At 47.9% G+C, this 25,933-nt stretch carries 19 protein-coding genes; 12 read left to right on the top strand and 7 right to left on the bottom strand.

Translation table 11 applies throughout. The features are described 5' to 3' along the window. Positions 1 to 121: 121 nt before the first annotated feature. Complete coding sequence (gene tkt / locus LMG33818_RS09360; protein WP_442323113.1) at positions 122 to 2,110, bottom strand: transketolase; 1,989 nt, start codon at positions 2,108 to 2,110, stop codon at positions 122 to 124. Between the two features lie 1,270 nt (positions 2,111 to 3,380). On the opposite strand from tkt, the gene LMG33818_RS09365 reads away from it, so the two are divergent. The 9 genes from LMG33818_RS09365 (at position 3,381) to LMG33818_RS09405 (ending at position 15,756) form a co-directional block, all read left to right on the top strand. Continuing rightward, positions 3,381 to 4,709, top strand: a complete 1,329-nt coding sequence (locus tag LMG33818_RS09365; RefSeq protein ID WP_442323114.1) for an RbtT/DalT/CsbX family MFS transporter — start codon at positions 3,381 to 3,383, stop codon at positions 4,707 to 4,709. A gap of 448 nt (positions 4,710 to 5,157) precedes the next feature. Continuing rightward, positions 5,158 to 6,381 (top strand): methionine adenosyltransferase, encoded by a 1,224-nt coding sequence (gene metK / locus LMG33818_RS09370; RefSeq protein ID WP_442323115.1) that lies wholly within the window; start codon positions 5,158 to 5,160, stop codon positions 6,379 to 6,381. Positions 6,382 to 7,136: 755 nt separating this feature from the next. After that, positions 7,137 to 8,501, top strand: coding sequence for an amino acid permease (locus LMG33818_RS09375; protein WP_442323116.1), 1,365 nt, complete (start codon positions 7,137 to 7,139; stop codon positions 8,499 to 8,501). A gap of 207 nt (positions 8,502 to 8,708) precedes the next feature. Next, a complete protein-coding gene (locus tag LMG33818_RS09380; protein WP_442323117.1) occupies positions 8,709 to 10,016 on the top strand; it encodes an MFS transporter in 1,308 nt (435 codons plus the stop codon). A 98-nt stretch (positions 10,017 to 10,114) separates the two neighbouring features. Next, the gene (locus tag LMG33818_RS09385; protein WP_442323118.1) at positions 10,115 to 10,738 is read left to right on the top strand and encodes a glutathione S-transferase family protein; all 624 of its coding nucleotides are present in this window, start codon (positions 10,115 to 10,117) and stop codon (positions 10,736 to 10,738) included. A 538-nt stretch (positions 10,739 to 11,276) separates the two neighbouring features. Then, a complete protein-coding gene (locus tag LMG33818_RS09390) occupies positions 11,277 to 13,607 on the top strand; it encodes a ribonucleoside-diphosphate reductase subunit alpha (RefSeq protein WP_442323119.1) in 2,331 nt (776 codons plus the stop codon). 255 nt (positions 13,608 to 13,862) lie between these two features. Then, entirely contained in the window at positions 13,863 to 14,915 is a 1,053-nt protein-coding gene (locus LMG33818_RS09395; protein ID WP_442323120.1) for a ribonucleotide-diphosphate reductase subunit beta, read from the top strand. Between the two features lie 51 nt (positions 14,916 to 14,966). Further along, the gene (locus tag LMG33818_RS09400; protein WP_442323121.1) at positions 14,967 to 15,458 is read left to right on the top strand and encodes a flavodoxin; all 492 of its coding nucleotides are present in this window, start codon (positions 14,967 to 14,969) and stop codon (positions 15,456 to 15,458) included. After that, a complete protein-coding gene (locus LMG33818_RS09405; protein ID WP_442323122.1) occupies positions 15,430 to 15,756 on the top strand; it encodes a thioredoxin family protein in 327 nt (108 codons plus the stop codon). The genes LMG33818_RS09400 and LMG33818_RS09405 overlap by 29 nt, the downstream gene beginning before the upstream one ends. A 309-nt stretch (positions 15,757 to 16,065) precedes the next feature. Here the strand turns inward: LMG33818_RS09405 and LMG33818_RS09410 are convergent, their stop codons facing one another. From LMG33818_RS09410 to LMG33818_RS09425, 4 genes are all read right to left on the bottom strand, one after another. Continuing rightward, the gene (locus LMG33818_RS09410; protein WP_442323123.1) at positions 16,066 to 16,350 is read right to left on the bottom strand and encodes a GNAT family N-acetyltransferase; all 285 of its coding nucleotides are present in this window, start codon (positions 16,348 to 16,350) and stop codon (positions 16,066 to 16,068) included. Between the two features lie 321 nt (positions 16,351 to 16,671). After that, entirely contained in the window at positions 16,672 to 17,724 is a 1,053-nt protein-coding gene (locus tag LMG33818_RS09415) for a DUF2891 domain-containing protein (RefSeq protein ID WP_442323124.1), read from the bottom strand. Positions 17,725 to 17,778: 54 nt separating this feature from the next. Further along, on the bottom strand, positions 17,779 to 18,735 hold the full coding sequence (locus LMG33818_RS09420) for a DUF979 domain-containing protein (protein WP_442323125.1): 957 nt from the start codon (positions 18,733 to 18,735) through the stop codon (positions 17,779 to 17,781). Further along, entirely contained in the window at positions 18,732 to 19,451 is a 720-nt protein-coding gene (locus LMG33818_RS09425; protein ID WP_442323126.1) for a DUF969 domain-containing protein, read from the bottom strand. The genes LMG33818_RS09420 and LMG33818_RS09425 overlap by 4 nt, the downstream gene beginning before the upstream one ends. A 456-nt stretch (positions 19,452 to 19,907) precedes the next feature. Between LMG33818_RS09425 and metF the strand changes: the two genes are divergently transcribed. Beyond that, complete coding sequence (gene metF / locus LMG33818_RS09430) at positions 19,908 to 20,738, top strand: methylenetetrahydrofolate reductase [NAD(P)H] (RefSeq protein ID WP_442323127.1); 831 nt, start codon at positions 19,908 to 19,910, stop codon at positions 20,736 to 20,738. Positions 20,739 to 20,912: 174 nt separating this feature from the next. After that, positions 20,913 to 21,533 carry a glutathione S-transferase family protein gene (locus LMG33818_RS09435; protein ID WP_442323128.1) on the top strand — a complete coding sequence of 207 codons (621 nt, stop codon included), beginning with the start codon at positions 20,913 to 20,915 and terminating at the stop codon, positions 21,531 to 21,533. 114 nt (positions 21,534 to 21,647) lie between these two features. Here the strand turns inward: LMG33818_RS09435 and LMG33818_RS09440 are convergent, their stop codons facing one another. Then, positions 21,648 to 21,905, bottom strand: a complete 258-nt coding sequence (locus LMG33818_RS09440; RefSeq protein ID WP_442323129.1) for a YheV family putative zinc ribbon protein — start codon at positions 21,903 to 21,905, stop codon at positions 21,648 to 21,650. Positions 21,906 to 21,977: 72 nt separating this feature from the next. Continuing rightward, positions 21,978 to 24,023, bottom strand: coding sequence for an oligopeptidase A (gene prlC, locus LMG33818_RS09445; protein ID WP_442323130.1), 2,046 nt, complete (start codon positions 24,021 to 24,023; stop codon positions 21,978 to 21,980). A gap of 211 nt (positions 24,024 to 24,234) precedes the next feature. Here prlC and LMG33818_RS09450 point away from each other — a divergent pair, with 211 nt between their 5' ends. Further along, positions 24,235 to 25,593, top strand: a complete 1,359-nt coding sequence (locus LMG33818_RS09450) for a sodium-dependent transporter (RefSeq protein WP_442323131.1) — start codon at positions 24,235 to 24,237, stop codon at positions 25,591 to 25,593. The last annotated feature ends 340 nt before the right edge of the window (positions 25,594 to 25,933 follow it).

Below are 25,933 nucleotides of genomic sequence, written 5' to 3' on the forward strand. Positions count from 1 at the left end.
AGGAAGCCCCTCATATGAGGCTGCCTAATCAGAGGCCTATCAGCTACCACAAATAAAGGTAGCCCATAGACAACCGCCCCGTTGGCTTTCACCAGCGGGGCGGTATTTACATCAGCATTGCTTAGCCAAGAGATTCTGCGATTTTGACCAGATTCTCGACGGTGAAGCCGAAGTGTTTGAACAGATCCTCTGCTTTACCAGATTCACCGTAACCTTTCATACCCAGTACCTTGCCTTCCAGTCCAACGTATTTGTACCAGCCGTTGATTGAAGCTGCTTCAACCGCAATACGTTTAGTGACGGACTTGGGCAGTACGGATTCACGATAGGCTTCGTCCTGCTCATCAAACAGTGTGGTACAAGGAATGGAGACCACACGTACTTTCTTGCCTTTCGATTCAAGCTCTTTGGCTGCATCAATAGACAGACCGACTTCTGAACCTGTTGCAATCAGGATCAGGTCAGGTGTTCCCTCGGAATCATGCAGTACATAACCACCACGGCGGATGTTGGCCAGCTGCTCGTCTGTACGGGGCTGAACCGGCAGGCCCTGACGAGAAAGTGCCAATGCAGTAGGCGCATCCTTACGGTGCAAGCCATCTACCCATGCAGCCGCCGTTTCAACAGCATCTGACGGACGCCATGTATACAGGTTGGGAATTGCGCGCATGGCTTCCAGCTGCTCGATGGGCTGGTGAGTCGGACCATCTTCACCCAATCCAATGGAGTCGTGCGTGAACACGTGAACCACCTGTGCACCCATCAGTGCAGACATGCGAACCGCATTGAACATGTACTCAACGAAGACCAGGAAGGTGGCATCGTAAGGGATGAATCCACCATGCACGGCGATACCATTGGCAATCGCACCCATACCGAATTCACGTACACCATAGTGCAGGTAGTTACCGGAGAAGTCTTTTGCCGAGATGGACTTCGCCCCTTTCCAGAAGGTCAGGTTGGAAGGTGCCAGGTCAGCTGATCCACCGAGGAATTCAGGGAAAACGGGACCCAGTTCGTTAAGAACATTCTGAGATGCCTTGCGAGATGCGATCTTCTCGCCTTTTTCCTGGAATTCCTTGATCAGCTTCGCACCATCGAAGTCTGCAGGCAGTTCATGGGAATAACGACGTTTCAGCTCTTTGGCCAGATCTGGGTAGGCTTTTTCATAGGCAGCGAGCTTTTCATTGTACTCGGCTTCCAGTTTGGCGCCTTTTTCCTTGGCATTCCAACCGTCGTAGATTTCCTGAGGAATTTCGAACGCAGGATAATCCCAGCCCAATTGTTTACGAGCCAGAGCCACTTCGTCTTCACCCAGTGCAGCACCGTGGCTTTCTTCCTTGCCTTCCTTGTTCGGAGAGCCGAAGCCGATGACAGTTTTGCAGATGATCAGGCTGGGACGATCAGTCACTTTCTTGGATTCAATGATGGCTGCATCGATTTCATCAGCATTATGGCCATCGATAGGACCGATAACGTTCCAGTTATAAGCCTGGAAACGCTCTGCTGAATTATCGGTAAACCAACCCTGTACTTCCCCGTCAATGGAGATACCGTTGTCATCGTAGAAAACGGTCAGGTTACCCAGGCCCAAAGTACCGGCCAGAGAGGCGGCTTCGTGGCTAACGCCTTCCATTAGGCAGCCATCACCAGCGAACACGTACACATGATGATCAACAACGTTATGATCATCGCGGTTGAACTGAGCGGCCAGTGTACGTTCAGCGATAGCCATACCTACCGCATTACCAAGACCTTGTCCCAATGGGCCTGTAGTGGTCTCAATGCCATCGGTGTAACCGTATTCAGGGTGCCCTGGTGTTTTGGACCCAATTTGACGGAACTGTTTCAGGTCATCAATGGAGAGATTGTACCCAGTAAGATGCAGCAGCGAATAATGCAGCATTGAACCGTGACCGTTGGAAAGAACAAAGCGATCACGACCATTCCAATGAGGATTGGCGGGGTTATGCTTAAGGTGTTTGGTCCAAAGCACTTCAGCAATATCAGCCATTCCCATCGGCATACCCGGGTGGCCTGAATTGGCCTTTTGGACGGCATCCATGGAAAGGGCGCGAATCGCGTTAGCGAGCTGGCGTTCTGTGGGCATGACGTTAATAGCTCCTGATTGTGGCTTGAGAATCGACGGTAGAGCGACTCTATCGACCTTGAAGTAATAAAACTACGCAACTTTACTACTAAATGCTATTGGTCATTAGTGCCATAGCACTCGGTGATGCGCATGAAAATAATGTATGAGGCCATTATACAGCTTCAATCATGCATTTATCATGACTATCTCTGTAACTTTAGGGGTATATCGGCCTTTATCGAGTACCTGCGTTCCATGTTTTGACGTAATGAACGTAATTTTACTGATGTTGCACAAGCTATCGCCTGCGAAGCCTGTAAGAACATACTCTTGAACAAAAAGAGGAGAGTGCAGTTGTTCCGCCGTTTCCTGATTCAAGAAAATGTAGTCTTCGTGTATTGGAAAGATCATCGATTTTCAAGAAATGATGATCCAGTCTCTGATCTATTCTTTTGGTTTCTCTTCTGAAATTTCAAGCGAACGCCCAATCTTTTGGTTCTTTTTGTAGGCGGACGAAAACCAAACATCGAGTAAAAGAAACATGATAGAGGTGTCACCATAACAAATTTTCGGCATTTAAGAAGGCAATAGTTAAAAACAATTAGAGTGGATTTTTTTGTAGATTTTTGTTTTTTTAAATTTCGGTACAAAAAATAGAAATAATCACAATTATTGTAATAATATCAATGAATTATATTCATGCTCCTTTTGTTTTCGAACGCCGTTCAATAAGTGGTATTATAATTATTTATTATGGAATAAAACGCACTTTCTAACGGAAAATGATGTTTTTGTGATTTGACCGAAACTGTTTCATAGACCAATGTAGTAGTGAGCACAGGTTGCTATGTGGCAGCTTCCAGTTTCCTCACTCAGATAATGATCAAGACTCAAACAATAGATTGTTTCCAGTAGATTGTTTCGAAATCCGTGTCTTGTGCATTTGTCGCTGGGGCTCAAGGAAAGCTTCGGTTTCATTAGTCATTAATCGCCATCGTTCGCGAAGTAATGGTAATGGTGGTGCTTCAAACCGTCAGCTCCGATAACGATTAATGGCTGTGGTTCGAAATCATTCATGGATTGGATCAAAGCGTAAACAAAAGCTTTCTCTGCTTCCCGGTGGAAATGTCCAGCGTCAAGGAACTGGTCTTGTAACGTAGTTATGAGCTGTCACCTTCCTGTCTCAAGGAGTTTTCGGGTATTACCCGTAACTCGCACACTGGTTGTAGGAATACAACACTCTAATCACAATTACTGTTGCGCCGAGCTGCGCTCAAGGATCTTATCCATGGCTGCACCCGACGATCGTCCTTTGAGAGATGGAACTTCCCGGAACCATCCGTTATTTGAAAAAGTGGGGATGCCCAGTGCTCTTCGCTGGGGCTATCTAGGCCTACTTTTATTCATGACCGGGAATGGGGTCGAAACCAATTTCATTTCCACACACATGAATGCCATGTTTGGTGGAAATGCGGCTATCTTTGTTCAGAATGTCATTGCTCTGTACGGTATTTCCGTAATCATCGCGGCATACTTGGGTGGTGTACTCTCTGACCTTTTCGGGCCGCGCCGCGTCATGACGGCTGGCTTTATCATCTGGGTGGTATTCGAAGTCCTCTTCCTGATCTCGATGGGGAAAGGGTATGAATACTTGACACTGGTCACTTATTTCTTCCGAGGGTTTGGCTTCCCGCTCTTTGCTTTTGCCTTCCTTGTGTGGATAAACGACACCGCAGATGATGATCGCCTGGGAGCGGCGGTAGGCTGGTTCTACGTCGTATTTACCGGTGGGATGCCCACGTTAGGCGCTTTGATTGCATTTTTCACCATTCCCCTTTTTGGTGGCGGAACCCATGGTGAAACGATGACGTTGTGGCTTTCCATCATTTTGGTGGTGCTTGGCTTCTTGTGTATTCAATTGAAAGTGCGTTTGCATAATGCCGACAAGCGTACTGCGCCTGCCAATGAATCCAATCTTTATGTCATTACCAGTGGATTGCGTTTATGTAAACGTGAGCCACGTGTTTTGATTGGCTTCCTGATCCGTCTTGTGAATACTGCACCGCAGTTCGGTATGTTGATTATCATGCCGGGCGTTATTGGGCATGATCTCGGCTGGGGTGAATCCAAATGGATGATGATGACGGTCATCGTCTTCTCCGGAAATATTCTACTCAATGCCGTTTTCGGTAACATCGGTGACCGTTGGGGCTGGTTGCGCACTGTACGTACCTTTGGCCTGGGCGGGGCGGCTGTTGGTCTTCTCCTGTGGTGGTATGTTGCGCACTGGGTGACGCCCGGCTCACTATGGGGCTATTGGGTGACTATCGCTGCCGGGCTTGTTTTCTCTATCCTGATGGCCGGTTTTGTGCCCATGGGCGCCATTATGAGTGAGCTGGCTCCCAAGGGTGAGCGTGGTTCTGCCATGTCCATGTATGGCGCGGCGGCTGGTGGTGCAGCATTTCTTGGTCCACTGGTTGTCGCTGTCATCAAGCCATTTGCGGGCAATCCCGGTGTGGTTTGGGCGTTCGTTATCCTTTATATCATTGCCTTCCTGGTATCCAAAAAGGTAGCGGTTGATCAGCCCAGGTATCGTCCCGTGAAGAAGCAGAAGTAACATTTATTTTCAGTCGATACCGTTATTTTTCAATCGGGAAAATATTCGTTGATCGAAAAACACGAACGGGGCCTAATGGTCCCGTTCGTGTTTTGAAGGTGGCTATAGTATGGATTGATATTAGCTCATTACATGCTTGTGCTAGGCACCTATTCCCTTGCAGTGTAGACTGCTATCACCCATGAGGATCAAAAGACGTGTTTCTGATCCAAATAGACCGAACATGGTGCCACTCATTAACGTGTTGTTGGAAGCTGGATTATGTCCATGGGCTTTCCAATGGCTATAGTCTTTGTGGTGGCAGATACAAGCATTAAATAAATGGTGCCATTGAGAGTCTCTTTCATCGTGGCGTATTGAGCAATTCGCGCGCTTCTCGACGAAATATTTCAAACAACCATTTATCTTCCTACTTACAGTTAGAGTTAGTCGAGGAAAGAAGATCATAATGAGTGAATACTCCCTGTTTACATCTGAATCTGTTTCTGAGGGGCATCCGGACAAAATTGCTGACCAAATATCTGATGCGGTACTGGATGCATTGATTGCACGTGATAAACAGGCGCGTGTTGCATGTGAAACATTGGTAAAAACTGGTGTCGCCATTGTGGCAGGCGAGATCACCACTAGCGCATGGGTTGATCTTGAAGATCTTGTTCGCCAAGTCATTCTGGATATTGGATATACCTCATCGAATGTTGGTTTTGATGGCGCTACCTGTGGTGTACTGAATCTGATCGGTAAGCAGAGTGTGGATATCGCTCAGGGTGTGGATCGCAGCAAGCCTGAAGATCAGGGTGCGGGTGATCAGGGGCTGATGTTCGGTTATGCCACCAATGAAACGCCTTCCTATATGCCAGCGCCGATCTACTATGCGCATCGTCTGGTACAGCGCCAGTCAGAACTGCGCAAGGATGGAACATTGCCCTGGTTGCGCCCCGATGCGAAAAGTCAGGTCACCTTCCGTTATGACGAAAATGGTCAGCCCACTGCGGTAGATGCGGTTGTTCTTTCAACTCAGCATGATGGTGATATTTCGCAGGAAGATCTGCGGAAAGCTGTTGAAGAGCTTATTATTCGCGACGTTCTACCCAAAGAGTGGTTGAGCGAAAATACTCGTTTCCATATCAATCCTACCGGTAAGTTTGTGATTGGTGGCCCTGTCGGTGATGCCGGTTTGACTGGCCGTAAAATTATTGTCGATACCTATGGCGGTATGGCGCGCCATGGCGGTGGAGCTTTCTCCGGCAAGGATCCGTCCAAGGTTGACCGCAGTGCTGCGTACGCAGGCCGTTATGTAGCGAAGAATATTGTGGCCGCCGGCTTGGCTGATCGTTGTGAGATTCAGGTCTCTTATGCAATTGGTGTGGCTGAGCCTACTTCTGTGTCCATCAATACCTTCGGCACGGGCAAGATCTCGGATGATCGTATCATCGAATTGGTGCGTGAACATTTCGACTTGCGTCCCTATGCCATTACCAAAATGCTGGATCTGCAGCACCCGATGTACCAGCTGACAGCCGCATATGGTCATTTTGGACGTGAACCTTTTGAGCACACTTACGAGTGGGTCGATAGCAATACAGGTGAAACAAAATCCGAAACCTTTACGGCTTTCCCCTGGGAAAAAACCGATAAGGTGGATGCGCTCAAGCAGAGTGCCGGCCTTTAATCCTGAATCAGATTTGCTTCAGGATATTGTTCTTCACATGGGCGCATAACCCTTATGGAGAAAAAATTTTACCGTGCATTCGGCTTTATTCTGTTGCAGAATCAACAAAACGCCTCGCTTTTGCGAGGCGTTTCTTTTTTATGAAAAATTTTATGCCAAAATAAATGCAGAGGCCGCTATTTTTAGGCTGGCTTAAGCTCCTGAGGTGATAATATTGACATAAAATTTTTCCGACAACACGGTAGGCTGCCTTACGTTTTCAGCTTTATGTTTTGCCAGCATTTTTTGCCTGTGAGCGCCTTTTGAACGTCAGGGTGTATGGGTGAAAAATACAAGGGTAGAAATTACAAAGGTGCAAAATATAAAAGTACAAAATATAAAGGTGAAAAACGTGTTTCCGGTTTTGTCGGATTTCGACTGCTGTTGTCATGATTTCAGTCATTGTTAAAGTATTGATGACTATTCGAGGAGTCTAATCCCCTGAGGTTGGAATCTCCTGTCGTGGGAGAAAGCGGTTCTGTTGCCATGTGTTGTTAAGCGCCATGTGTTGTTAAGTGTAATGTAGATCGAGATGTCCTCGTGCATCGGCCTGGTGCAGGAAAGTGGCTGATTGCGAATTATGGATGGTGTGTATTTTGAAAGAGCCCGCTTTTTTGGCTCTTGTTATTTTCTGGCTGATGTTAAGTGCATAACACCTTCCAGCGTGGGTTATTGAGGATGTAATGAGTTTATTCCGTAGAAAAAGAATTGAGGTCATGACTGATGGAGGTACTCAGCAGTCCCAATTGAACAAGGTGCTCAACAGCACTGACCTTGTGATGTTGGGCTTGGGTGCCATGGTGGGGACGGGTATTTTCGTCTTGACTGGTATTGGTGCAGTATCGGCTGGCCCCGCGCTCTCTGTCTCTTTTCTGATCGCGGCGTTGGCATGTAGTTTGTCGGCACTTTGCTACTCCGAATTTGCCTCAATGATTCCAGTGGCAGGTTCCGGTTACATTTACAGTTACGCCACGTTGGGAGAAATATTTGCCTGGGTGGTTGGCTGGAGTCTTCTGGCTGAATATGGCTTGGCTACGGCAGCCGTATCAGTCGGATGGTCGGGCTATTTTCAGGTTCTGTTGAGTAGTGTCGGGATGCATATCCCTATCGAATTGACCGCTGCTCCCGGTGTAAGCAGTACCGGTCAGGAAACATGGTTCAACTTGCCTGCCTTTGTGATCATGATGGCAGTGACGTTACTACTGTCTCTTGGTATTCGTGAGTCCAAGCGGATCAACAACCTTTTGGTCTTTATCAAAGTGTTGGTGGTATTGATCGTGGTTGTGGTCGGGATGTTTTATATAAAGCCTTCCAATCTTCAGCCTTATGCCCCTTTTGGGATGTCCGGTATTTTCAGCGCGGCAGCGTTGGTCTTTTTCTCTTTTATCGGTTTTGATGCGGTTTCCTCTGCTGCTGAAGAGGTCAAGAATCCACAGCGTAGTCTTCCCATCGGTTTACTTGGATCCCTCGGGATTTGTGCGGTGCTCTATGCGTTGGTTGCACTGGTTTCAACCGGTATTGTGCCTTTCCATGAATTTGCCGGGGTAAATGATCCCATCGCGCTTGTGTTTTCACGTGCCGGGGTTGCCTGGCTTCACTATCTGGTGAGTGTTGCTGCCGTATTGGGGATGTTGGCTGTGATTCTTGTCATGGCCTATGGCCTGACACGACTCACCTTTGCCATCTCTCGCGATGGTTTGCTACCCCAATGGCTTTCACGGGTAAACGATCGCCAGATTCCAGTGGCTTCCACGTGGGTGCTAGGCACGCTTTCAGCCTGTATTGCTGGCGTTGTACCGCTAGGCACGCTTGCTGAACTGATCAACATGGGCACATTGATGGCATTCATTCTGATGTCCGTTGCTGTACCGGTTTTACGCATTCGCCGGCCAGGGTTGAAACGAGCTTTCAAAATGCCAATCCCTTTTGTGTTGGGGCCTGTCTCTGTTGTTATCTGTCTGATTCTGGCTTTCAGTCTTCCTCATGAAACATGGATTGCGTTTGTTGTGTGGCAGTTAATTGGCCTCGTGGTTTATTTTTGTTATTCGAGGCGCCATGCGATTCTTGCCAATCTAGAGTAAACAGGGTGATTAGTCCTGTGTAGTAGAAGAAACGTACTTGAAGAAACGCCAAAGGTATCGATTTTGAAATCGATACCTTTTTTGTTTGAGGGCGGTTCGTTCTCATCATTTGCACACTGACTGGCACTGAAATTGCTTCCTTATACAGACGTTTTGTATGGGCATGACCACTTGGCGGAAATGCTTTGTCATATAGAGGAGTAATACATGGGGTCTGCAACTCACGCTAGCCATTATCGTTATCGTATCTTTATGCTGTTGTTCACGATTGCTCTAATCAATTATATCGATCGAGGGGCACTCTCCTTCGCTGCCAATGATATTGCTGCGGAGTATCATTTCGATAAAGTACAGCTTGGCTCAGTGCTCAGTTATTTCGGCATTGGCTATCTGGTTGGCTCTGTTTGTGGCGGACTGTTGGCCGACTGGTTTGGTACCAGGCGTGTATGGCTTTATGCAGGCGTCCTATGGTCTCTGTTTGAAATTGCCTCCGCCTGGGCGGGCAATATTGGCGTTATGTTTTTCAGTGGCTCAGCATTAATGGGTTTCGCAGTGATTCGAGTCCTGTTTGGTCTTACAGAAGGGCCAGCCTATGCCTTGATGAACAAGGCCATTTCCCTTTGGGCGTCGGATCATGAACGGGGCGTTGCGCTGGGAATCGGGTTGGTGAGCACGCAGGTAGGCGCTATGCTCACTGCTCCCATTGCCGTTGGATTGTTATTGCTGACTCATGATTGGCGCCTGATGTTCCTGATTCTCGGTGTACTTTCACTGATCTCCATGGCCGTCTTTGCCTGGATGTATTCTGATACTCCACAGCGGCACCCACGAGTTTCCTCTCAGGAACGTGCGTTGCTGCGCAAAGGGCAGCGCCACTCGGAAGAAGATGCCGGCGCTTCTGTTCCCTGGTGGTATTTTTTTCGCAACCGCACGCTGGTATTCAACGCGTTGGGATATTTCACCTTTTTGTATATCACTTTTACGCTAGCGACCTGGATGCCCAAATATCTGCAGGATAACTTTCACTACAACTTGCATGCGCTCTGGTATGTGGCCATGATCCCGTGGAGTGGCGCCTGCATCACGGTCATTTTGGGTGGGAAAATTTCTGATTGGCTGTTAACGCGTTTTAATAACTATCGTGTGGCCCGTAACCTGTTTGCGGCGATTTGCCTGCTGTTGACCGCTTGTTGCTTCATTTTGATCCCATGGGTGCATTCGGCATTTTCTGTTGTTCTTTTGATGATGCTGGGAAATGCTGTGAATGCGATGGTGAATAATGTGTATTGGTCTGTCGTTATTGATGTTAGCCCCAAAGGCTCAGTGGGTACCTTCAGTGGCATGACCCTCGGCGTGGCCGATTTGGCATCTATTCTTTCCCCGTTTTTGGGCGGTGTGCTGTCGCAATCCTATGGATACAGCGCCATCTTTGTTGTGACTGCATTCATCGCTCTATGCAGCATGTGTGCAATGCTCTTTTTGCAGCCTGAAAAACGTATCTTTGCCTCTGCGTAACTGCATATCTTGCCTTTCACCTTGTACTAAAAATATGCCGCTAGCCCCTTTAATCATTGCTATTGTTCAAAAGGGTCTTTTTAAACGTGGAGGTAATTATGCGTCTTATTGGTCAGCTGAAGTCTCCGTATGTGCGGCGGACAGCCATCGCATTGCGTTATCTGGGCATTCCCTTTGAAAGTGAAGCGCTTTCCGTTTTTTCGGATCTGGAACGATTTTCCGCAATCAATCCTCTCCTGAAAGCGCCCACATTAGTGTGCGATGACGGAACAGTGTTGATGGATTCAACGTTGATTATCGATTATCTGTCGCAGAGTCACTCTACGAAAACATCATTGACGCCATCCTCTGATGCCCTTTGGCTCCAGGATGTTCGCTTGAATGGGTTGGCTCTCACTGCCACCGACAAAGCGGTACAGCGTGTGTATGAAGATCGTCTCCGAGCGGAAGATAAGCGGGATGCCAAGTGGATCAAGCGAGTAGAAGGGCAATTGGAAAACGCCTGGAAGGAAATAGATCAATTGTTGGGGCAATGGGATTCCACGCCTACAGATGTGTCTCTTTCAACGGGGGCGATTACAACGGCGGTGGCCTGGACGTTCTCGACCCACCTTTTGCCTGAGGTTATTTCTGAATGGTTGCTACCCAATGTAAATCAGTGGGTAGCCACAGTGGAGGCCTTGCCGCTATTCAAAGCGTTCGCTTTTCCTGTTGAAGAATAATGTTCTGAGGGGCTCCTCTTTCTTCGTCCGGTAGGGGAGCCATTAAAAAATGCACTTGATATCCTGTGAATAACTTGTGAAATTGCTGCTTGTTTTTTGTGTGCAAATAAAAATAACAAGTATATTTGGCTCAAAAAATCCCCTAATAACACGTGTTTCAGGCAGATACATTCGGTGGATAAATACTTAATTTTTGGAAGTATGGACAGGAGTGTGAATCTACACTATATAGTGTAGAGTATGTGTAATAATTACTACATATGGTATAATATCTTGATGGCAAGAAGATGATTTTGATACCGTTGTCAAGTAATTTTTTTATAGATTAGTCTCTTTTTCGGAGACAAATTTTCAACACAAGTTTTCTCCGAGGCATGTTAGTTTATACCGCTGTATAACAACGGTAATTTTCACCTGACAGGCCTCTGTTTTCCCATACAACACAACACTGCTGCTTGCTTCACCGGCTTTCTTTGAAGGCATTGGTTTAGGACTTGCTCGAGCAGCAATGATTGACACGATAAGGACTCAGGACGCAATGACGACAACAACGGTTGAACAAAACACTGTGGCTCAATCTGCTGTTATGGTCGTAAAGGATGGTGGCAAACGTCAGATGCCTTTCGATCCTGCGCGTCTCGACCGCTATCTGACCCGCATTCAGGCAGAATTCCCTGATCTGGATGTTAGCGATTATCGCCGCAAGGTGTTCAGTTTCATTGAGCGTCGTGAACAGATTAACGCCGACGACATGGTGAGCTATCTGATTCGTGAAGCTGAATCACGTACAGATGTCGCAACGCCAGAGTGGGAATTGTTTGCTGCCCGTCTTTACCTGAATCGGCTGTATAAAAAAGCGAGCAAAAACCGTTTTTACAACGATGATGACAAGTATGGCTCCTATGTCGGCTTGCAGGAAAGCCTCGGTGAACGCGGTATCTACTCAGGGGATATTCTGCGTAACTACTCCAAGGATGAGTTGGTTGACGCCGGCAAGATGATCGAGCCCGAGCGTGACAAGCTCTTTACCTACAATGGTCTGTACCTGTTGGCGACGCGCTATCTGGCGACCGACCATACGCGTAATGTGTATGAACTTCCGCAGGAACGTTGGCTAACCATTGCGCTCTACCTGATGCAGAATGAACCGCGTGAGCGCCGTATGCATTTGGTACGTGAGGCCTACTGGGCGCTGTCCAACCTGTACATGACCGTTGCAACACCTACGCTGGCCAATGCCGGCAAGATCGGCGGCCAGTTGTCCAGCTGCTTTATCGATACGGTAGATGACAGTCTGCAGGGTATCTATGACAGCAACACCGACGTTGCTCGTGTTTCCAAACACGGTGGGGGTGTGGGCGCTTATCTGGGCTATGTGCGTAGCTCCGGTTCTTCTATTCGTGGTGTGCCCAACTCCAGTGGTGGCGTGGTGCCGTGGGTCAAGCAGCTTAACAACACGGCTGTCAGCGTTGACCAGTTGGGGCAACGTAAAGGTGCCATCGCGGTATACCTTGATGTTTGGCATCGTGACATCGAAGCCTTCCTTGATCTCCGTTTGAATAATGGTGATCAGCGTTTGCGTGCCCATGACATCTTCACCTCAGTTTGTATTCCTGATCTCTTCATGGAAAAGGTCGAGAGCCGTGGTGACTGGTACCTGTTCGATCCGCATGAAGTGAAGGCCGTTAAAGGCTGGTACCTACAGGACTTCTATGACGAACAGCGTGGTCGTGGTACTTTCCGCGAAAAATACGAAGAGCTGGTTGCGGATGAACGTATCAGCCGCAAGATCGTCAAGGCGATCGATATCTTCAAGCGCATCATGATCAGTCAGCTGGAAACCGGTAACCCCTTCATGTTCTATCGCGATCAGGTGAATCGCATGAACCCGAACAAACATGAAGGGATGGTGTATTCCAGCAACCTGTGCACTGAAATTCTTCAGAACATGAGTCCGACTCGTTTGATTCAGGAAGTGATCAGCGGTGATCAGATCGTCATTTCCAAGAAAGCCGGTGATTTTGTCGTCTGTAACCTTTCGTCCATCAACCTTGGGCGTGCCGTGGTAGCAGAGTCCGATGATCTGGTAAACCCGGATGTATTGGAGCGCCTGATCAATATCGAAGTCCGCATGCTTGATAACGTTATTGATCTTAACGTTCTTCCTGTGCCACAAGCCACGATCACTAACCACAAGTACCGTGCCATTGGGCTCGGAACATTCGGTTGGCACCATCTGTTGGCGCTGAAGGGGATCGAGTGGAACTCCCCTGAAGCAGAAGACTATTGTGATGCTCTTTATGAACGCATCAACTATCTGGCTATCAAGGCCAGCATGGAGCTTGCGAAGGAAAAAGGTAGCTATAAAGTCTTTAAAGGTAGTGACTGGCATACGGGCGAATACTTCGAGCGTCGCCAGTACGACAGTGATGAATGGCAGACACTGGCTGCCAATGTGGCTGAGTTCGGTGTGCGTAATGCCTACTTGCTGGCAGTGGCGCCTAACATGAGTACAGCGCAGATTGCCGGGTCTACAGCTTCCATCGATCCAATTTATAGCGTGTTCTATTACGAAGAGAAAAAGGACTATCGTCGTCCTGTTGTGGCACCAGAACTTTCTCTGGACACTTACTCTTTCTATGAGAAAGGCGCCTACAAAGTCGATCAGTTTGCCAGTGTTCGTCAGAATGGTCGTCGGCAACGGCACGTGGATCAGTCCATCAGCTTCAACTTCTATGTGCCGAGCAGCATTCGCGCAAGTACCCTGCTTGATCTGCACATGACAGCATGGAAAGAGGGGCTGAAGACCACGTATTACGTGCGTTCGAATGATATGGATATCGCCGAGTGCGAATGGTGCTCCAGCTGATCCCGTAAGAAGCGGGTCATATCCATGTGCAATAAACGGCCCTTCCTTTAAGAAGGGCTTTGCTGTGTTTATCGAATTACCAAGCCGGGCTGTCATTATTACAGCTTAAATGTCGGGCTTGAATTGCCATTGAAAGATGGTCCGATTAAATGGATCCGGAAAGGATCACCCATACATCTTTAATACGCTGATAGCTACCGGCCCATGGGCATTATCTGGTCCTCAGCGTTGGTTAGTTTCCAGGACAGGAATCCCATGACTTCCATTTCATCTCAGCAGTTGGATCGTATCAAGATCCTCGAACCGCTTAATCCCAACCGTTCAACCGGTATTATCAATGGTAAGGCGAGCGGCGTGCTCAACTGGAACGATATCCCGTATCCTTCGTTCTACCGTGCCTATAAAGAGCTCTCGACCAACTACTGGATCCCTGATGAAGTTGACATGAAAGGGGATGCCAAGCAGTACGGTGAACTGTCTGCACGCGAGAAGTACGCGTATGACGCTATCATTGGCCTGTTGGCTACGTTGGATTCACCGCAGACACGTTTTATCTACAACGTTGCCGAATACATCACTGATCCCGCTGCACACGCAAATGCTGCCATCATCGGTCAGCAGGAAGTAATTCATAATGAAAGTTACTCTTATGTATTGGCTTCCATTACCGATTTGCAGAACCAAAATCGTGTTTTTGATCTGGCACGCACGCATCCGACCATCATTGAGCGTAATCAGCCGATCATGGAGTCCTACAATGACTTCATGAATGCAAAAACGCCGATGAATCTGGTGAAGTCGTTGATTCAATCTTCCATTCTGGAAGGGATTAACTTCTATTCCGGGTTTGCCTATTTCTATAATCTGGTACGCCAGAACCGCATGACGGGAACGGGTAAGATCATCAGCTTTATCAATCGCGACGAGTTGGCACACTCCAAGTTCATCAGTGAGCTGATCCGTGCCATTATCGGGGAAAATGAGTTCCTGCAAGGGGATGAGCTGACGGAATATACCCACAATGCCTTTGCCCATGCGATTGATCTGGAAACCAAGTGGTCTTCCGAAGTACTGGATGGCATTGATGGTATCGATATTGACGAAATGGTGAATTACGTCAAGTATCGCGCCAACAAGATGGCCGGTATGTTGGGTATCGAAAAAATCTATACCGAAAGCAATGACAACGTCATGCCATGGATCAAGGCATACGCAGACAACTTCACTGAAACCAAAACCGATTTCTTTGAAATGCGTAACGCCAGTTATAAAAAAACCAACCTGGATAATGGCTTCGACGATCTGTAAAAGCGACTGGTATGGCTCGCGTAGGATGCGTTGGGATAAAAGGTATCTGTCATGAAGCTTTTGCTTGCCTATGACTCATTAAGCGGCAATACCAGGGAAGTGGCCCAGCAGATCAAAACAGAAGCAGAGCATCTTGGGCATAAGGTCACGGAGATTTACGTGACAATCGAGTCCTTGGGCGACGTTGTTCCGTTACCGTTTACAGAAGATACCTTTGATCTCTATTTATTGGGATCATGGAGTTCCAACTCTGGTCGTACTCCCCCGGAAATGAAGGAATTCATTGCCGAATTGTATGATCAGATAGGAAAGCCACAGCATGTTGCCGTTTTTGGAACGGGTGAAACCCAGTGGGGGGAGGAGTTCTACTGTGGCGCAGCCAAACGTATGGCCGCTTTTTTCGCATCTCGTTATCCACGGTTGGAAATTGAACAAATGCCTCATGGAGAAAGAGACCATGTGGCTATTACCGAGTGGACCCAACAGGTTCTCTCATCAAGGAGCAAGCAGCTAAATGAACACGCTCAACATTACCTCGCCTGAAGAATTCAGCGCTGCACTGGAAGAGCATCCCCAGTTGTTGGTGGACTTCTATAAGGATGATTGTCCTGGCTGCAAAATGCTGGACCTGTCGTTGGGTAAATTTGCTGTGACGCCGGCCGCTGAGGGAGTAACACTCGCCAAAGTGAAGCTGGAAGTGATTGGTGAAGAGTTCTTTTTCTCACACCGCCTACGTCAAACCCCAACATTGTTGTATTTCCATAACGGTGAAGAAGCGGGGCGTTCCGCTGGTTTCGTTCCTCCGGCCAGGATCGAATCTCTGGTCAAGGAAACTGCCTGATCTTACAGCGTGATCAGGGCAGTTTATTTTCTGGAAGCCCTCTTTTTGAGGGCTTTTTGCGTCTGTATCCTACGCGGCGCTTTTAAACTTATTTTTATCTTAACTTTTTAGATGAGAATTTTTATCATTAGTGTTGATTTATCATTTGCCATGACCTACTATGAATCCATGATGTTTGCCAAGCATCATATTTGCTATCAGTGAACACCCGTTCATGCAACGTTGTTCATGCATAGCATCTCCTCATCAAGCTAGTCACGGTCTATTTACCGCTCCCTTGGGAGCGGTTTTTTTTGCTTACTCAAATTTCTACACCGTTTTTATCATATTGAGGCAGGGCACACCTTCACCCCAAAAGTCAGGTATGACCTCAAGAGGAATAAAACCGGTAGCCAGATAGAATCGTCTGGTTTTGTCGTAAAAAGGGGAGGGCAGGCCGCTATCCAACGTCTTGACCAATAACCATTGATGCCCGCGCAGCCGGGTATATTCCTCTGCGATACGAATCAACTGGCGGCCAATCCCTGTACGATGGTAGTCAGGCAAGATGGCCATAAAGTGGATTTTTTGTATTTTAATGAGAAGCAATATCATTTGTATTGACTTCTCATTAAAGACCCTCTAATATGAATCCTGTGATGTTTGCCAAGCATCGCATTTGCTATCAGTGAGCACGCATTCTTCGTGTCGTTCACATTTAGCATCTCCTCATCAAGCTAGTCACGGTCTTTACCCGCTTTGGAACTTCCAAAGCGGGCTTTTTCGTCTTCTCATTGTTGTTATCCGAGGTTTCTGGTAATATTCTTATTACAGAATTCTTCGCTTGATGAGGCGAAAGAAGCACTTGAGCTTGCCGTTAGAGCAGGCCTTTGGCAAAGAGGATCGTCACATAGTGGCGATCTTTTTTATTGCCTGTCATTCGGGAAGACTTTCCAGCGCCAATAAGACGAAGCTCGCCAACCAATGGCTTCCCATGTAGTCTTCATCAATATGGTCAAGCGCCATCAGTAGATGTTTGTCGACAGCCGTCAATACCCTCTCTCTTCTTGGATCCTCCTCTTTCCAAGTGGATGCCAATTGTAGCCAGCACCATGCGCGCGAAATATTCAGACCATCCAAATGAGCAAGTTTACCGTCCGATCGATCCGTTACCAACGCGGGTGAAAAGAGGGTTGCGGGTACTCCTTTGGCAATGAAGGGTAAAAAGTCGCCAAGCCATGACTCAAATTCGTCAGGAGGAAGCACATGTTTCATGCACAGCGCTTCTATCAACGTAGGGGACAGGAACTCATCACCACCGGGTTCCCAGGCTTGGCTGTGACGATCATCGATAAACCACTCTCTGGCTGCATCCTCCAACTGTCTGGTAAGCGCATTGGCACGCTCTTTTTCCTCCGGGAAATGTGTCGTAATCGTCTTGCTGTAATCAAGTGCTAAAATTGTTGCAAATGCGCTATTGGCATGGGTGCCGGTTCTAATGGGGTAAACCTGTTTGGGCCAGAAAGAGAGAAAACCTTCCACGATCAATGTTTCCAAAGGCCGAAGATGTTCCCCGGCCCGTTGTGCAGAGGTATCCGGACTGGTCCGCAGCTCTTTAGCCAATTTCAACAGCCATGCCCATCCGTAAGGTCGTTCAAAGGAACTCCTTCCCGGTTGCTGGAAATAGGCAACTTCTCCGGCGACAGCTTTAGCCGTAATCGCCCGGTCAAACAGATTCTGGATAGCAACGATTATCTCTTCCGACAACGGATAGCGTAAAAGCCTAGCAAGCAGCCAATAACTGTGAACACAAGAGTGCCAATCAAAACTGCCGTAAAACACAGGATGCAATGCGCGGGGCGAAACGTTATCCAACGACTCTGTCATGACCAGCATGATATGGTTGGGATACTCCTGTTCCACATGCCCTAACGCCATCCTGGCCAATCGGGGTAATTGCTCTTGCATTAAAATTGCTTTGTCAGACATATCCGATTTCCATTTCGTGAAGATAGGGGAAGCATAAGCATGCGAGTGGCGTGATCAAAAATGAAGTACCAGCAAGTTCATCAAGCATGTGATGGCAAATAATAGAATGAGTGCCGTAGGTAATTGGGCTTTAATGACACTGTACTTGTCTGGCAATTCGAGCAACATGGCAGGCACAATATTGAAATTGGCGGCCATTGGCGTCATCAAAGTGCCGCAGAAGCCCGCCAACATGCCCATGGAGGACATGATGGCGGCATTGCCATGAAAATCATTGACGATGAGTGGTAGACCTATGCCTGCCGTCATGACGGGGAACGCAGCAAATGCATTTCCCATAATCATGGTGAAGAGGGCCATGCCCAGGCAATAAGCTGTAATGATGATAATGGGCAGATTCAGCGGGACTATTGTGAGAATAAGTTGTGAAACGATATGGCCTACCCCTGCTGTAGCAAAGATCCCCCCCAACGCAGCAAGCATTTGCGGTAGCACTGACGCCCACCCGACGGTATCCAGTATCTTGCGGCTTTCATCCATGGGCTTGAGAGGTGTTTGTTTCAGCATGACTAGTCCAACGACCAATGCGACCACCGAGCCCAGGACCATTGCGACAAGCGTGCTATTACCAGCGCTCACCAATGGTCTGCCCCCTACCGTTATATGATCCAGTGTCAGTGTGCCAACGAACGTCACCAGTGGAATCAATAGGGCCGGAATAAATAAACGATTACCGTAACACTGCGCATTTTGATGACGTTCCTGTTGGGAGTTGCCTGCACGTCGACTGACTCCTAACCCTCCTATACTGGCAATCGCCACTGAAGCCAATACAAGGCAACCTGTCGTAAATGCACCCAGATCATTTCCAGCAATCAATATAACGGCATTCATTCCCCAGAACAGGGCGTTGTTGAAGCGTTTGGGCGTATGTTTATCAACAATACCAAGCACCGAGATGACTGCGAAGAAAAGACCGGCGAGTGTATAGAGGGTTTGCAGGCCAATCATTGTGCTTCTCCCTCTTGAGGCTCTTTAGTTTGGGAAGACCTTTCTACACAGGAACGTTGTCGCCAGCGGCGATTAAGTAAAGAGAGACGGGTTGCCTGAATAATGAAGGCACAGATCGCGGGAGGAATCGCCCACATGGCCAAATGCAGAGGGGCTATATCAATATGGTACTGGGCCAGAAACCCTTTGATGAGCAAGACAGAGCCGATGGCGAGAAAAATATCCTCTCCGAAAAAAACACCGATATTATCGACAGCGGCAGCTTGGGCACGGATTTCCAGAGAGATGTCTGCAGGTAATGAGCCATAGCGATTACGGGCGGCTCCTTCGCTCATGGGCACGATAATAGGGCGCACCATTTGGGCAATTCCTCCAAGCGACGTAAGTCCCAATGCTGCGGAAAGCTGCCGCAATACCATATAGGCTGTCAGTATATGGTGAGGAGATGCGGATTTGATTCTTCCGATCAATTGTTGTGTACGCTCACGTAAACCGCAGCGTTCCAATAACCCGATAACAGGTAATGCCAGCCATACGAGAGACATATACCGGTTGTCATTATATGCCTTGCCCAGTTCAGCAATGACACTGTGTAGATCCAAGCCCCCAGCGATACCAGTGGCAATTCCAGCAATAGTCACCACTAACAGGGCATTGAAGCGTAGAGCAAAGCCCACCATAACAATGGCGATGCCAATAAGAGGCCAAAGGGACATGAGGTTGCCTGCTTCTTTTTATGAATATGAAATGTGTTCGTTGTTGTGTTTCTTGTCGTTTTAAATCTGGTTGCTGTATTTATTGCACTCATCAGAGGAGTCAAAGCGCTGTTATATGCAGACACGCTAACCTATAGGGTTGATAGCATTTAAAACCAGATGACTCTATGACCTTACTCGGAACCCAGGGCCATGATCAAGCATTGGCTACTGGGCGATGGTTGCTGGGCTCGTGAAGGTTATTACAACACTCCATGGGTTATTTTGATGATGTAACTGCATGCTTCATGAGTGGAATTGAAGGTCATACGGATTATGTTTCATTGGCTTCATTGAGAGGCGCAAGGCACAATACAGAAATCCGTCTATGGTAGACGACACCTTCTTATGCGGGTTACTTCTTTGCCGCACCAGTCAGGGCGTTCCTATTTTCTTTTGCACTATCAGGTTATTTCCATGTCTTCACCCGAGTCCGTTAGTTTCGAATTCTTTCCACCGCGTACCGATGTAGGTCGTGAAAAGCTTGCCCACGTACGTGATGAACTTTCATCGTTCAATCCGGAGTTTTTCTCTGTCACTTTTGGTGCGGGCGGTTCTACGCGTGACCGGACATTGGATACAGTACTTGAAATGCGTAAGGCTGGGGTAGACAGTGCACCGCATTTATCCTGTATTTCGAACAGTCGTGAAGAGCTTCGTGAGCTGGTTAACCATTACCGTAAACAGGGCATTCATAGAATCGTTGCCCTACGTGGAGACATGCCTTCCGGTCAAATGGCAGGAGGGGAGCTAAGGCATGCCAATGAGCTGATCGAACTGATTCGTGAAGACCACGGTGATCATTTCGAATTATTTGCGGCGGCCTATCCGGAAATGCATCCACAGGCACAGGGTTTCGAGAGTGATGTAAAATTTTTCGCTCAGAAAATGAAAGCGGGTGCCAATAGAGCTATCACGCAATACTTCTTCGACCCTAACGCCTATTTTCACTTCGTGGAACGAGCACAGGCGATGGGTGTGGATGCCCCGATCATCCCCGGTATTATGCCAATTACCAATGTTGAAAATCTGCTACGTTTTTCATCTGTTTGTGGTGCAGGGGTGCCACGTTGGTTAAAAAAACAACTTGAAGATTATCAGGATGATCCTGAGAGCGTTCGCGCCTTTGGGCTGGAAGTCGTGACCAAATTATGTGAACAGCTGCTTGAGGGTGGTGCACCGGGCTTGCACTTTTATACGCTTAATCAGTCAGGGCCCAGTATGGATATTTTGAATGCATTGAAGTGATCCCATCTTTAGTGGTGGGGAGCACATGAATGCTATGTTCGACGCCTGTTATGTCGTACTCTGCATGAATAGTGGTAAAACAATACATATATTTTGCAATCATGCATTTTGGTCAATGCACTTTGTGTGGAAACGATATCATTTGCGAATGAAAGGCTTAAGGCCGGAGGTTTTATGACAACCCTATATTATGCGCCCGGTGCATGTTCACTTGCTCCTCATATCGTACTTGAATGGATTGGTGCACCCTATGAGGCGGTAAAAGTACAATTTGGCTCCAAAGAGCTGCTTGCAATCAATCCGGCTGGTGCCGTTCCTACGTTACGGGAAGATGATGGATGGCTGCTGACCCAGGCTGGCGCTGTGCTGAGTTATTTGGTACATAAGCATCCAGAAGCACATCTGGGAGGGGGACAATCACTTCGTGAGCAGGCGGATGTTTCACGTTGGTCAGCTTTTTTTACCAGTGATCTTCATGCCTCATTTTGGCCTGTTTTTGCTCCCCAGCGTTATACAACGGATCATAGTGACGATGCCATTCAGGCCGTCGTTAAAGCAGCTGAAGATCTGGTTAAAAAGCAATTGAAATTGCTTGATAAACACATGGATGGGCGTGAATGGGTGGTTGGGGAACAACGCTCATATCTGGATGCCTACGCGTTTCCGATGATTCGCTGGGCGATCGCCAAGCTGCCGGAAGGAATCAAGGCCTATCCTCATGTTCAGGCATTACATGATCGACTTGCGGCGGACCCGGCCGTACAGAAAGTCCTTGCGCGCGAGTCAGGGGAATGAACTGATCTTTCCTCAGGAAATTAGCAGGTAGTACATGGGGCTGGCAGAGTGTTCTGCTGGCCTTTTTATTCTTTCCTCTTTCATTCTCCGTTACCCAGGCTGAAGTGGCTGTGATCAATGCTTCTTCATGCTCTCGGGATCGATGATGCGCACGGTCTGAATAGTATTACGGTTTTCCTCTTCACGAGGTTGATTTACCCGTGTGACGAGTTCACTTATTGAATTTCCTTCTTCAATAGGCAACTGTTCGAGGAAGTCACACTCAACACATTCGCGATACCGTATACCTTCCTGCTCCCAAGAGCGCAAGGTATCCATTTCGGCGCATCTGGGGCAAACAGCCCCGGCAATAAAACGCTTTGTTGCCGACATGTTGCAAGTCCTCTTTTGATGCGTGGTTCTCCACTCTATTAAGGGCAGCCCATAAGACTGCCCCTGTTGAACTTAGGCTGCGCCTTTTATCCCAGAGTGGCGGAGTAGTGCATCAATACTCGGTTCACGACCACGGAAGGCTTTGAACAGTTCAGCAGCATCCCGTGACCCACCTTTTTCCAGAATTTCGGTACGGAAGCGTTTACCTGTTTCCTGGTCGAAAACACTGGTTTCCTCAAAGGCAGCATACGCATCTGCTGATAGCACCTCAGCCCATTTGTAGCTGTAATAACCTGCCGCATAGCCGCCGGCAAATATATGGCTAAAGCCATGTTGAAAACGGTTATATTCCGTTTGTGGAATAACCGATACCTTGGCGCGTACTTCGTCCAAAAGCTTTTGAATATCCCCACTACTGGGGTGTTTCATTTCATGGTAAAGGCGGAAGTCGAACAGGGCGAATTCCAATTGGCGAACCATCGCCATGGCTGACTGAAAGTTACGTGCGGCCAACAACTTTTCAAAAAGGGCTTCAGGCAGTTTTTCGCCTGTATCAACGTGTGAGGCGATAAGATCCAACCCTTCGCGCTCCCAGCAGAAATTTTCCATAAACTGGCTGGGCAATTCTACGGCATCCCAGGCGACGCCATTAATGCCTGAAACTTCAGCAACTTCCTGGCGCGTTAACATATGGTGTAAACCATGACCAAATTCATGGAACAGGGTTAACACTTCATCATGCGTGAGCAGGGCGGGCTTATCCCCCACCGGCCGCGTAAAGTTGCAAACGAGATAGGCGACCGGATGCTGTATATCTCCATTTTCCTTGCGCAGGCGTGTACGTGAGACATCCATCCATGCGCCACCGCGTTTTCCTTCCCGGGCGTACAAATCGAGGTAGAAGCCTGCGATTAGCTCATCGTTATCAAAAATGTCAAAAAAGCGAACATCTTCATGGTAGGTTTCTACATCATGGCGTTCCTTGAAGGTAATGCCATAAAGGCGATTAACGACTTTGAACAAGCCTTCCACTGCTTTAGGAGCCGGGAAATAGGGCCGAAGTTGCTCATCTGAAATCGCATAACGATCTTCGCGCAATTTTTCAGCAGTATAAGTGGTATCCCATGGTTTCAGTTCATCAAGATTCAAGCGCTCTCGGCCAAAATCGGTCAGCTCCTTGAATTCCTTCTCCGCCTGAGGTTTGGCTCGTGCGGCCAAATCTTCCAGGAAGCCGAGGACTTGCAAGGGTGACTCTGCCATTTTGGTAGCCAGGGAAAGGTCAGCATACGTCTTGAATCCAAGCAGTTCTGCTTTTTCCTGACGTAAGGTTACGATTTCTGACATGACCTCTGAATTATCGAACTCACCGGCATTTGGTCCCCGTTCCGAGGCACGGGTGGTGCTGGCTTCGCTGACCTGCCGACGTAATTCGCGATCATCTGCGTACGAAATTACAGGGAAAAAACTGGGGAAATCCAACGTAATGCGGTACCCCTCTGAATCACCCTTTGCTTCAGCATTGGCGCGTAGTGTGTCCAGCGCACTTTGAGGCAACCCACCGAGACGGTCCTTTGTTACCGTTAGATGCCACGCTTGTGTTGCATCCAGCACGTTGTTTGCGAATTGGTTGGTGAGCTCCGAGAGGCGCTTGCTGATTTCACCAAAACGTGATTTTTCAGCATCCGGTAGGTCAACGCCTGCGAGGCGGAAGGAACGAAGGTTGTCTTCTATCGCTTTTTGCTGTGCTTCATCAAGATCAGTAAAGGCCTCGCTTTCACGCAGGGCCTTATAGGCATTGAAAAGGCCGTTGTGTTGCCCTACCCAAGTGCTGAATTCACTGAGCTTTGGCAGGCAAGCTTGATAGGCTGCGCGAAGATCTGGTGAATTCTTGACGGAATTCAGATGTGATACAGGTGACCATGCCTGAGATAGGGCATCCTCAGCCGCTTCCAACGGTTTTACCAATCCATCCCAGGTATAATTGCCGTCTGTGACTACCTTGTCGATAACCTGACGATTACGCTCGATCAGCTCAGATATGGCGGGTTCAATATCTGCAGCCTTGATTTCCTTGAAGGGAGGGAGTTCATGGGGCTCAAGTAGTGGATTGTTAGACATTTATATTCCTCGAGATTTTGATTGGTATCTTTTAGCAAGTGGGGGCGCGCAGGGCACATTACAAATATTTCCCAGTGTTTTCTTGAAGAACAACTGAATAGCAAGGAGGATAAAAGTAATGGCTCCAAATGATAGTGAAAGGTCATATGCAATCTTTTCTGACGCCAATTTGTTACATTGCCATGCTTAAAGATAGATATCAGGAACTTTCATGAAAGATGTCATTGAACGTTGGAGTTCTCAACGTGGTTTTATACTGGCGATAACAGGTGCGGCTGTCGGCCTGGGTAACATATGGCGTTTTCCTTATGTGGCAGGGGAAAACGGCGGTGCATTGTTCTTTCTACTCTATGTTTTCTTTGTTATTTGCATGGGGCTGCCTGTCATGATGGCTGAAATCATGATTGGCCGTGCCGGTCGGCGCCCTCCGATACAAGCACTTACTTTGCTCGCGCGGGAGCGGGGGTATTCATCGCGTTGGGGTGGTATAGGCATTTTTGGTTTGATTACCGTCTTTTTGGTGCTCTCGTTTTACTCTGTGGTATCAGGTTGGTCTATCAATTATTTGCGTGAAGCATTGATGGGGGACTTTTCAAACCAAACCCCTTCGACTATTTCTCATATGCTTGATCATTTTCTTGCTTCACCCTGGCAAGTAGTGTCTTACCATACAGTATTCATGTGTTTGACGATGGCAGTCGTTGCCATGGGCGTGTCTACGGGATTGGAGCGCCTTAATAACCTGTTGATGCCGCTTCTTTATATGATCCTGATAGTGTTGGCAGCCTATTCGGTGACTACTCCCGGCTTCAATATTGCCCTTCACTGGCTTTTTACCCCTAAATTTTCAGCGCTGAGCTTTTCCGTCATTCTTAATGCCATGGGGCATGCGTTTTTTACATTAGCCGTGGGGGCATGTGCACTGATGGCGTATGGAGCCTATATGCCTGAACAGCAAAACATGGTGCGTGCTGTCGTCATTGTTGCCTTTATGGATGTATTGGTAGCCGTGTTGTCCGGAATTGCTATCTTTTCAGCGGTATTCAGCAATGGACTTAGCCCTTCCAGTGGGCCGGGGCTGATGTTTGTCGCATTACCGGTCGCCTTTTCCCATATCCCCATGGGGACCCTGTTGTTGACGGGTTTTTTTCTTTTGCTACTGTTTGCAACCTGGACATCCTCCATTAATCTGGCAGAGCCAATGGTCGCGACCCTATCCTCATTGGGAATGACTCGTTCACTGGCTTCATTGGTTGTCGGTGTGGGCGTATGGGCGGCAGGTCTACTGTCTGCGTTATCCTTTTCTTCACTGGCACATGTGTATCCCGTAGCGCACATGACGTTCTTTGACTTGGTGACGACAATCCCCCCCGATATCTTTCTACCGGTAGGTGGTCTGCTGATTACCTGGTTTGCCGTAAAGGTGATGAGTGCGGAAAAGGCACGCGCTGCCTTTGGAAGCTCTGCTCGCTCGCTACGGCTCTATACTGTTTGGCGTACGACCTCTTTTTATATCGCCCTTCCTCTATTGTGCGTGTTACTGATAACAGCAGTTGTCGATGTATTCTGATACCAACTGATAAAGAGCTTACAGAAAGTTTTTTAAATTAATCCTTGCACTATCAGGTAATCGGTTATATAGTTTGCGCCCGCTCTCGAGGAACAGGTCGAGGGCAGGAAGAGTAACCTGCTGATTTTAAAGTTTTTTTGAAAATTGCTTCTAAAGAAAATTCAAAAAAACAGTTGACATTTCAACGCCAATCAGTAGAATACTCATCCACTCGAACGGGGCGGTGTTTACACCCTCTCATTCGAAAGCTCTTTAACAAGTCGATCAGGCAATTTGTGTGGGCGCTCGTTTCGATTCAGACAGCAATGTCATGGATGCTGAGCTTCACTTGTGAAGCGAA

Origin of the sequence: Cernens ardua (assembly GCF_051251085.1) — a bacterium.
Lineage (GTDB): Bacteria > Pseudomonadota > Gammaproteobacteria > Pseudomonadales > Halomonadaceae > Cernens > Cernens ardua.